The sequence below is a fragment of the Herminiimonas fonticola genome (assembly GCF_040395855.1).
Classification (GTDB): domain Bacteria; phylum Pseudomonadota; class Gammaproteobacteria; order Burkholderiales; family Burkholderiaceae_D; genus Oxalicibacterium; species Oxalicibacterium fonticola_A.
On sequence record NZ_JBEBPO010000089.1, the window covers coordinates 1 to 9670 of the forward strand.

At 55.1% G+C, this 9670-nt stretch carries 7 protein-coding genes; 5 read left to right on the plus strand and 2 right to left on the minus strand.

Going from position 1 to position 9670, the window contains the following annotated elements:
* On the minus strand, nucleotides 1-556 hold a 556-nt coding region (locus ABWP27_RS10575; RefSeq protein WP_353156419.1), incomplete at its 3' end, for an IspD/TarI family cytidylyltransferase.
* Nucleotides 557-797: 241 nt separating this feature from the next.
* Here ABWP27_RS10575 and mfd point away from each other — a divergent pair.
* The 5 genes from mfd (at nucleotide 798) to ABWP27_RS10600 (ending at nucleotide 8600) form a co-directional block, all read left to right on the plus strand.
* Nucleotides 798-4244 (plus strand): transcription-repair coupling factor, encoded by a 3447-nt coding sequence (gene mfd / locus ABWP27_RS10580; RefSeq protein WP_353156421.1) that lies wholly within the window; start codon nucleotides 798-800, stop codon nucleotides 4242-4244.
* A gap of 25 nt (nucleotides 4245-4269) precedes the next feature.
* Nucleotides 4270-5115 carry a phosphoserine phosphatase SerB gene (serB, locus tag ABWP27_RS10585; protein ID WP_353156424.1) on the plus strand — a complete coding sequence of 282 codons (846 nt, stop codon included), beginning with the start codon at nucleotides 4270-4272 and terminating at the stop codon, nucleotides 5113-5115.
* A gap of 222 nt (nucleotides 5116-5337) precedes the next feature.
* On the plus strand, nucleotides 5338-7008 hold the full coding sequence (locus tag ABWP27_RS10590; RefSeq protein WP_353156436.1) for an L-lactate permease: 1671 nt from the start codon (nucleotides 5338-5340) through the stop codon (nucleotides 7006-7008).
* 197 nt (nucleotides 7009-7205) lie between these two features.
* Nucleotides 7206-7565, plus strand: coding sequence for a DUF4870 family protein (locus ABWP27_RS10595; RefSeq protein WP_353156427.1), 360 nt, complete (start codon nucleotides 7206-7208; stop codon nucleotides 7563-7565).
* 282 nt (nucleotides 7566-7847) lie between these two features.
* Complete coding sequence (locus ABWP27_RS10600) at nucleotides 7848-8600, plus strand: hypothetical protein (protein ID WP_353156430.1); 753 nt, start codon at nucleotides 7848-7850, stop codon at nucleotides 8598-8600.
* Nucleotides 8601-8627: 27 nt separating this feature from the next.
* Here ABWP27_RS10600 and ABWP27_RS10605 read toward each other — a convergent pair.
* Nucleotides 8628-9670 (minus strand): cystathionine beta-lyase (locus ABWP27_RS10605; protein WP_353156433.1); only part of this gene is annotated, 1043 nt, incomplete at its 5' end.

The window sequence follows — 9670 nt, forward strand, 5'->3', positions numbered from 1 at the left end:
CCTGTTCCAGTGCCTTCTTCAATAAACCGTAGCGAAACATCTGCGGCGTTTGTGCGGCCCACAGGTGTTCGCGTGCAACCGTGTGCGCGACGCGTCCTGATTCGTCCATGCGTTTCAGGGTATCGACCACCGGCACAGCCAGCAGACCACCTACTTCGTCGTCCTTCAGCGCCTGTATCAATTGGTCGATCAGCCCGTTGCTCAGCCCCGGACGGGCTGCATCGTGCACCAGCACCCAGTCGTCGTCGTCCATCCACTCGCGGGCCACATGCAGACCGTTCAGCACCGTCTGTTGCCGTGTCGCTCCACCGGCGCGCAATACCGTGATGCTGGAACGATGATCCGGCGACTCTGCCATGACGTCGTTGATATACCCATCCTCTGCGCTGACGACCACAAAGGTATGGCTGATGGCCGCCGTGCCGGAAAACGTATCCAGTACATGCCGCAGCATAGGCTTGCCGGCAATCGATAAGTATTGCTTGGGAATGCTGCCGCCGATGCGCGCGCCGATGCCGGCAGCAGGGATCAATCCGAAATAGCGGGGTAAAGTCATGTTGTGGTCGCTGGGAACAAGCGTGGTGCGCTCTGTTGTAGGGAAAACCTTGCGGGATTTGCGCACACGCCCAAGCGAAGAGAACTTCAAACAGGGGCTTGGTTTATAATCTCACCATAATTTTTCACTGTCAAATGAAGTGCGTGCGAACAAATTCGGACAAGCTCGGGCAAGTAGGGACAGTCTGAACAAGTCCGCCGGCACTTTTTGACCACCCTGACATTTTCAATGTCGCTATTTGATGTCATTCGACCTAAAAAAATCTCTCCCCAAACCTGCTTCGCGTTTTGTTCTGCCGGCTGTACACGGCTCGGCCGACGCTTATGTATTGGCACAGGCCGCAGCAGAACTGAAATCGCAAAAACGCATGCTGGCTGTTGTTGTAGCCAATGCCAGCGATGCACAGCGCCTGCTGACTGAAATTCCATGGTTTACCGGCGAAGGCCAGGAAAAGCCGCGCTGTCATCTGTTGCCCGATTGGGAAACCCTGCCCTACGATGCCTTTTCGCCGCATCAGGATCTGGTATCCGAACGTTTGGCAACGCTGTATGAAGTATTGAACGGCCAGTGCGACGTCCTGATCGTACCGGCCACCACTGCGCTGGTGCGCATGGCGCCGCCCGCCTTCCTCGCGTCTTACACCTTCTTTTTCAAGCAGGGCGAAACGCTGGATGAAGCGAAGCTGAAAGCGCAGCTGCAACTGGCCGGCTATACACCGGTCAAGCAGGTGATGTCGCCCGGCGAGTATTCGGTGCGCGGCGGCCTGATCGACATCTTTCCGATGGGTGCTGCGCTGCCGTACCGCATCGACCTGTTCGGCGACACGATAGACACCATACGCACCTTCGATGCGGATACGCAGCGTTCGCTGTATCCGGTCCGGGAAGTACGCCTGCTGCCGGCACGCGAATTCCCGATGGATGAAGAAGCACGCACCGCCTTCCGCGGCCGCTGGCGCGAAATTTTTGAAGGCGACCCGTCGCGTTCGATGATCTACAAGGATATCGGCAGCGGCATCGCCTCCGCCGGCATCGAGTATTATCTGCCGCTGTTTTTTGAAGAAACCAAAACGCTGTTCGACTATTTACCGACTGACACCACCTTTGCATTGGTCGGCGATATCGACGCCGCAATTCAGCGCTTCTGGGCCGATACGCAATCACGTTATCGCTTTCTCAAATCGGATCGCGAACGTCCGTTGCTGGCGCCGGAACAGATTTTTCTCAGTGATGAAAACTTCTTCACGCTGACGAAACCTTTCGGCCGCTGGATCATACAAAGCGAAGACGTCGCCTCGGAGTTGTCAGCTTCATTGCCGAACATCGCCGTCAACCGTCGTGCCGACGATCCGCTGGTCAATCTGCGTGCCTGGCTGCTGCAAACCGACAAGCGTGTGCTGATCTGCGCCGAAAGCAACGGCCGTCGCGAAACACTGCAGCAGTATTTCAACGAATACGATCTGGCACTCACGCCGGCGGATGGCTTTGCCGATTTCAGCACCGCCTCGGCCAAACTGATGCTGGGCGTGGCGCCCATGCACGCCGGCTTTGAACTGGGTGAAGCGCTGGGCAACTTGGCGTTCATCACCGAAACCGAGTTGTACGCCGGCTCCGGCCGTCGCATCGGCAGCAAGAAGCAGGAAGGCGCAACGCAAGTCGAATCGATGGTGCGCGATCTGTCCGAGCTCAAGATCGGCGATCCTGTCGTGCACATCAATCACGGCATAGGCCGCTACATGGGCCTGACCAGCATGGATCTGGGCGAAGGCGAAACCGAATTCCTGCATCTGGAATACGCGAAGGACACCAAGCTCTACGTACCTGTTTCGCAACTGCATGTGATCTCGCGTTATTCCGGCGCCTCGCCCGACGATGCGCCTTTGCATGCGCTCGGTTCCGGCCAGTGGGAAAAAGCCAAACGCCGCGCCGCTGAAAAAATCCGCGATACCGCCGCCGAACTATTGAATCTGTACGCCCGCCGCGCCCTGCGCGAAGGTCACAGCTTTGAATACTCGGCACACGATTACGCAGCCTTTGCCGAAAGTTTCGGCTTTGAAGAAACCGTCGACCAGGCTGCTGCCATCAATGCCGTGATCCAGGACATGACCAGCGGAAAACCGATGGACAGGTTGATTTGCGGCGATGTCGGTTTCGGCAAAACCGAAGTCGCCTTGCGCGCCGCCTTCGTCGCCGTACTCGGCGGCAAGCAGGTGGCGATCCTGGCGCCGACAACTTTGCTCGCAGAACAGCATGCGCAAACCTTTGCCGATCGTTTTGCCGACTGGCCGGTGCGTATCGCCGAACTGTCGCGCTTCCGCAGCAGCAAGGAAATCACGCAAGCGATGAAAGGCATGGCGGACGGCACGATAGATATCGTGATCGGCACGCATAAATTATTATCGGCCGACACCAAGTTCTCACGCCTTGGCCTGGTCATCATCGACGAAGAACATCGCTTCGGTGTAAGACAGAAGGAAACGCTGAAAGCACTGCGTGCAGAAGTCGATGTATTGACGCTGACCGCTACACCGATTCCGCGTACCTTGGGCATGGCGCTGGAAGGCTTGCGCGACTTCTCCATCATCGCCACGGCACCGCAAAAACGTCTGGCCATCAAGACCTTCGTGCGCAGTGAAAACACGTCAGTGATACGTGAAGCCTGTCTGCGCGAATTGAAGCGCGGCGGCCAGGTTTACTTCCTGCACAACGAAGTCGAGACCATCGAAAACCGCAAGGCGATGCTGGAAGAACTGATGCCGGAAGCGCGCATCGGCGTCGCGCACGGCCAGTTGCATGAACGCGATCTGGAAAAAATCATGCGCGATTTCGTCGCACAGCGTTTCAACATTTTGCTGTGCACAACGATCATCGAAACCGGTATCGACGTGCCAACCGCCAACACCATCATCATGCACAGAGCCGATAAATTCGGTCTCGCGCAATTGCATCAATTACGTGGCCGCGTCGGCCGTTCGCATCATCAGGCCTATGCATATCTGCTGGTGCACGATGTGCAGGGCTTGAGCAAGCTGGCACAACGCCGCCTCGATGCAATTCAGCAAATGGAAGAATTGGGCAGCGGCTTCTATCTGGCGATGCACGATCTGGAGATACGCGGCGCTGGTGAAGTGCTGGGTGACAATCAATCCGGTGAAATGACCGAGATCGGCTTCCAGCTCTATTCCGACATGTTGAACGAAGCGGTACGTTCGCTGAAGAATGGCAAGGAACCTGATCTGGCGGCACCGCTGGCCACCACGACCGAAATCAATCTGCATGTGCCTGCACTGCTGCCGAGCACCTACTGCGGCGACGTGCACGAGCGGCTATCGATCTACAAGCGCCTGGCAAATTGCAAAACGCAGGATGCCGTGAACGACCTGCAGGAAGAATTGATCGACCGCTTCGGCAAGCTGCCGGATGCAGCACAGGCGCTGGTGGAAACGCACAGGCTGCGCGTGGCAGCAGTGCCGGTCGGCATCATCAAGATAGACGCGCATGCAGAATCTGCGACCCTGCAGTTCGAGCCGAATCCGCCTATCGATGCAATGCGCATCATCGAACTGATACAAAAAAATCGCCACATCAAGTTGAGCGGTCAGGATAAATTGCGTATTACCGCGAACATGCCCGACCTCACCGCGCGCGTACTCCAGATCAAGAACACGATACGCGCACTGCTAACATAACGATCCATCTTTAACCGACATCACCATGAATCTGATTTTGCAAGGCCTGAGCGTACAACGTCACATCGTCGAACAGATCGCCGGTCTGGCCCGCCCGCGCACGATCGTCGCCATCGGCGAGCATGCCTATCGCTGTGTCGATGTCAGTTACAACGATGAGGTGAAATCGCAAATTGATATGGCGGCATGGGCGGCAAAACTTGATTACGCATTCATAGAGCGCAGCCGCTCGCTATCCGACTTCGGGCTGCTTGCCATGGATATGGATTCGACGCTGATCACAATCGAATGCATAGATGAAATTGCCGATATGCAAGGTTTGAAACCGCAGGTTGCAGAAATCACCGAAGCCGCCATGCGCGGCGAAATCGAATTCAAGGAAAGCCTGACGCGTCGCGTCGCCCTGCTCAAGGGTCTGGATGCCAGCGCACTGCAGCGCGTCTACGACGAACGCCTGGCCCTGTCGCCAGGTGCTGAAAAAATGCTCGCGGCGATCCAGACGGCTGGCATGAAAACACTATTGGTATCCGGCGGCTTCACCTTCTTCACCGATCGCATGAAGCAGCGCCTCGGGCTTGATTACACGCATTCCAACGAACTTGAAATCGTGGATGGCAAACTGAGCGGCCGCGTCATAGGCGACATTGTTGACGGAGCAGAAAAGAAAGCGACGGTTGAACGCGTATGCAAGGAATTGGATATCGCGCCGCGCCAGGCTATCGTCATGGGCGACGGCGCCAACGATTTACGGATGATGAGCATTGCCGGATTGTCGGTGGCGTTTCGCGCCAAACCGGTGGTGCGGGCACAAGCGGACATGGCTTTGAATTTCGTCGGTCTGGATGGAATCCTGCAACTATTTTCCAACTAACTTATCCAATCTCCCAAGCCTGAAATACTTTCCCCGTTTCATTTATTTCTGCAAGTAAAAAGAACTTACAACATCAATTCTCATCCACATCAAAATATTTCATTGATAGGTTAATTTTTTGCATCAATACGCTGTGAAGCGACTGCTATCGTACCGTGCCTTCCGCTGCGACGATCAGCGAGGATAAAAAAACAGTGACCCTGATCAAAGGAAAAAAACATGATATGGCAACAGATCTACGATCCGCTTAACAGCTTCGCATTCTCTACACTGGCAGCCGGCATTCCGGTTGCAGTGCTGCTGGCAGCGCTGGCATTCTTCCACATGAAAGCCCACCTGGCTGCCGGCTTGGCGCTGGTGGTCGGTATCGGCATTGCCGCTGTCGTCTTTGGCATGCCTGTGGCAATGGCCGGCAAGGCGGCTGGTTACGGTATTGCAGCGGGTCTGTTCCCGATCGGCTGGATCGTGCTGAACATCATCTTCCTTCATCGCTTGACCACGCTGAATGGCTACTTCAAGGTATTGCAGAACAGCATAGGCGGCATCACCGAAGATCGTCGCCTGCAGTTGCTGCTGGTTGCCTTCTGTTTCGGCGCGTTCTTTGAAGGTGCTGCAGGTTTCGGCACCCCGGTTGCCGTCACCGGCGCCATCCTGATCGGCCTTGGCTTCTCGCCTTTGGCTGCTTCCGGCTTGGCACTGATCGCCAACACCGCACCGGTTGCATACGGCGCGCTCGGCGCACCAGTCATTGCGCTGGCCTCTGTGACCGGCATCGACGTACTGCATCTGTCTGCAATGATCGGACGCCAATTGCCTTTCTTCTCGGTACTGGTACCGTTCTGGCTGATCTGGGCATTTGCCGGTTTCCGCGGCATGCGTGAAATCTGGCCGGCGATTCTGGTGGCTGGCGTATCGTTTGCCGTACCACAATTTCTGGTTTCGAATTATCACGGCCCGTGGCTGGTTGACGTCATTGCCGCCATCGTGTCGATGGGTGCGCTGACCCTGTTCCTGAAAGTATGGCAACCAAAGAAAATCTGGACCTCGACGGCCCTGCGCAATCGCAACGACAATTCCAAGGACGACATCAAGGATGAGCCTGTAACCGCGGACAATACTGCAACTGCCAACATTACCGTTGCCAAATCGTGGATGCCTTGGGTGATTCTGTCTGTCTTCGTGTTTATCTGGGGTACACCATTCTTCAAGAAGGCGATTGATGCGGTCTGGTCCTGGAAATATGCAATTCCCGGCCTCGACAGGATGGTCATGAAAATGCCGCCAGTAGCCAAGGAGCCATTCGTCGAAGCTGCCGTATATAACTTCAACATTCTGTCGATGGCCGGCACCGGCATTCTGGTTTCTTCCATCGTGGCAGGTGCGTTGATGGGTTACTCTTTCCGCCGCATGCTCAAGGAATACTGGCACACCATCGTGCTGGTACGGTATTCACTGATGACGATTTGCGCGATGTTCGCTGTCGGTTACCTGAGCAAATACGCGGGTCTGGATGCAACCCTCGGCCTTGCATTTGCACACACCGGCGCGTTCTATCCGATGTTTGGTACCCTGCTCGGCTGGCTGGGCGTGGCGCTGACCGGCTCTGACACTGCAGCCAACGTGCTGTTCGGCAGCCTGCAAAAAACGACTGCTGAACAATTGGGCCTGCCACCTGTCCTGATGGCTTCGGCTAACAGCGCCGGCGGCGTGATGGGCAAGATGATCGATGCGCAATCGATTGTGGTCGCCTCTACCGCGACCAAATGGTATGGCCACGAGGGCGATATTCTGCGCTACGTGTTCTTCCATTCGATCGCCCTAGCCATCCTGGTCGGCTTCCTGGTAACGCTGCAGGCTTATGTGATTCCATTCACTTACATGGTTGTCAAATAAGAAAAGCAGTAGATACAAAAACGGGCCCTTTGCGGGCCCGTTTTTTTTGGTCATTTTTCCGGATGCATAGGCAAACGATCAGGTGCACCATGCATTTGCATCCGCTCTGCCCGGGCTTGATCGTTTAAAATGTTGACGAGCGGAACTTCATTTCCATTTGTGCATCTGATTGACTGCACACTCACAAGGACTCGCCCATGACTCAAGAACTCGTTTTAGACAGTCCGTTGCAATCGGCAAAAAACCTCGCGTGGTGGTTGTATATTGCGCACGCTGCCAGCCTGATTTTTTCACTCGGCGTATTTTCCTTCATCCCGCTGATCATCAATTACGTCAAGCGGGCAGATAGTGCCAACACCTTTGTCTACAGCCATCACGGCTGGCAGATCCGCTCCTTCTGGTGGTATCTGGTATGGATGACGCTGGGCGGCATCCTGTTCATGACCTTTATCGGCATACCACTCGCCTTCCTGGTCTGGACTGTTGCATGGTTGTGGAAACTGTATCGGCTGATCAAGGGCATCGTGGACTTGAACGACAACAAGACCATGCCCTGACGATATTCCCCTCATAAAAAAAGCATCCATCCGGATGCTTTTTTATTCATGATTTTTGCTTTCATCCAATCTTCAATGAGCTTGAGCGCTGATCCAGGCACGGAAATCAACACGCGCTTCCCATAGGGGCAAGACAGGTTTGCTTTCCCGCTTGAATTTACTTATGCTGTAAAACAAAGACGGAATGAATCGCCGCCTGAGTTATGGCAATTCGCAGGAAGTTGAAAAAACAGACCTTGGCAACATCAGTCATTAATCCAATCACTTGCTTCATTCATCGCGATGAATACTTTTGGTCCGAGACAGGTTGACGCATCCAGCTGGCGCCGTTGGGTCAGCGAAGCATTGCACTTGTCCAGCAAGCATTTCGTACTGAATGTCGCCCTTGTTCTTTTCACACTGGGCGTGGCCAGCCAGTTCCCTGCGCTGGTGCTGACGATTATTTCTCCCGTCCTGGTTGGTGCTTTTGTTCTTGTCGCATATAGCGCGGATTCATCCGAATCGATTGTAAAGGTGCTGAAATCGTCGCCCTTTTCCCTGTTGCGCATATTTCTCTGTTCCGCCGCAACGGTATTAACGCTGAGCATGGCGATGCTCGTCATTCTTCATATTGTTCAAAGTACCGCTATTCCTTCCGGGCAGCCGTCTGTCTATATTGAGAAATCGTATGAAATAAGTGAGTTCATGGCCGGATCGAAGGCGCTGTTTTCCATCGGCCTCTGGTTGCTGGTGATCCTGCCCTGGTTTGCGATCCCGCTTATCGTATGCACCGATCTTCCGCTCAGGCTGTGCCTGGATCACACCTTCAAGGCTTTCAATCAAAACAAATTCGTCGTGATCGTGGTCTTTGTCTGCGCCGTGTGCTTGATGGCCGGTGCCTTGTTCCACGGCCTGACCGTGGTGCCGCTGTACCCTATTCTGGGTGGCATTCTGTACGCATCCTACCGACACATTTTCCTCGGCTTGCCGCCGCTGGAAACCGCCAGTGAAAAAGTAAAACTGCCGCGCTTCGTGCGCAGCCTGCAAGGCAAATAAAAAGGCATCCACAAGGATGCCTTTTTATTACAGTGCGTCAAACGCCTGTTTGAGATCGTTTATCAAATCATCAGGGTCTTCCAGGCCGATATTAAGCCGCAGCAATTGTCCCTGATGCGGCCAGTTCTGCCGCATATGCTGCATCCGATACGGCACGCACAGGCTGTTGGCGCCGCCCCAGCTGAAACCTATCTTGAACAGTTTCAGGCTATCGACAAAACGATCCGTCTGCGCTTCTGTGTAACGTGCATCGAACAGGATGGAAAACAATCCACCGGCACCACTGAAATCACGCTTCCATATTTCATGTCCCGGACATTCCGGCAATGCCGGATGCAGGACGGTCGCAATCTGCGGCTGGGTCTGCAGCCAGGCCGCAACCTTGCGCGCCGCTGCATCGTGCGCCTCGAAACGCAGTTTCATGGTCGGCAAACTGCGCAGCACCAGATAGCTGTCATCGGCACTCACGCCGAAACCCAGTCGCATATGCGCCAGTTCCAGCCTGTGATTCAAGGTCTGATCCCGCGTGATAACTGCACCCATCAACACATCCGAACCACCGGATTGATACTTGGTCAGCGCCTGCATCACGATATCGACGCCCAGATCGAAAGCACGCAGTGCAATCCCGGCCGACCAGGTATTGTCGAGCGCAACCAGTACGCCTTTCGCATGCGCTGCCTGGCAAATGGCAGGAATGTCCGGCACCTCCATCGACACCGAGCCCGGCGCTTCGGTCCAGATCAGTCGGGTATTGGGCTGGATCAGGTCGACGATGCCTTTGCCGATCAGCGGATCGTAGTAACGCGCAGTAATACCGAAATCATGCGCCAGCCAGTTGGCCAGTTCTCGATTCGGGTTATAGACGTTATCCGGGATCAGTACATCGTCGCCACTTTTGAGAAAGGCGAAATCGACCATCGCAATCGCCGACAAGCCGCTGGGCGCCAGCAGACAACGCTTGCCGTCTTCTATGGCTGCCAGCCGTGCTTCCAGCGTGAAGGTCGTCGGCGTGCCGTGCAAGCCGTAGGTATAAGCCGTCTTGTCCTGCCAGTTGCGCGAGCGCATGC

What these genes read in the sequence shown, in the direction of transcription:
- serB (WP_353156424.1), top strand. Translation starts at nt 4,270, where the DNA reads ATGAATCTGATTTTGCAAGGCCTGAGCGTACAACGTCACATCGTCGAA.
- ABWP27_RS10600 (WP_353156430.1), top strand. Translation starts at nt 7,848, where the DNA reads ATGAATACTTTTGGTCCGAGACAGGTTGACGCATCCAGCTGGCGCCGT.
- mfd (WP_353156421.1), top strand. Translation starts at nt 798, where the DNA reads ATGTCATTCGACCTAAAAAAATCTCTCCCCAAACCTGCTTCGCGTTTT.
- ABWP27_RS10595 (WP_353156427.1), top strand. Translation starts at nt 7,206, where the DNA reads ATGACTCAAGAACTCGTTTTAGACAGTCCGTTGCAATCGGCAAAAAAC.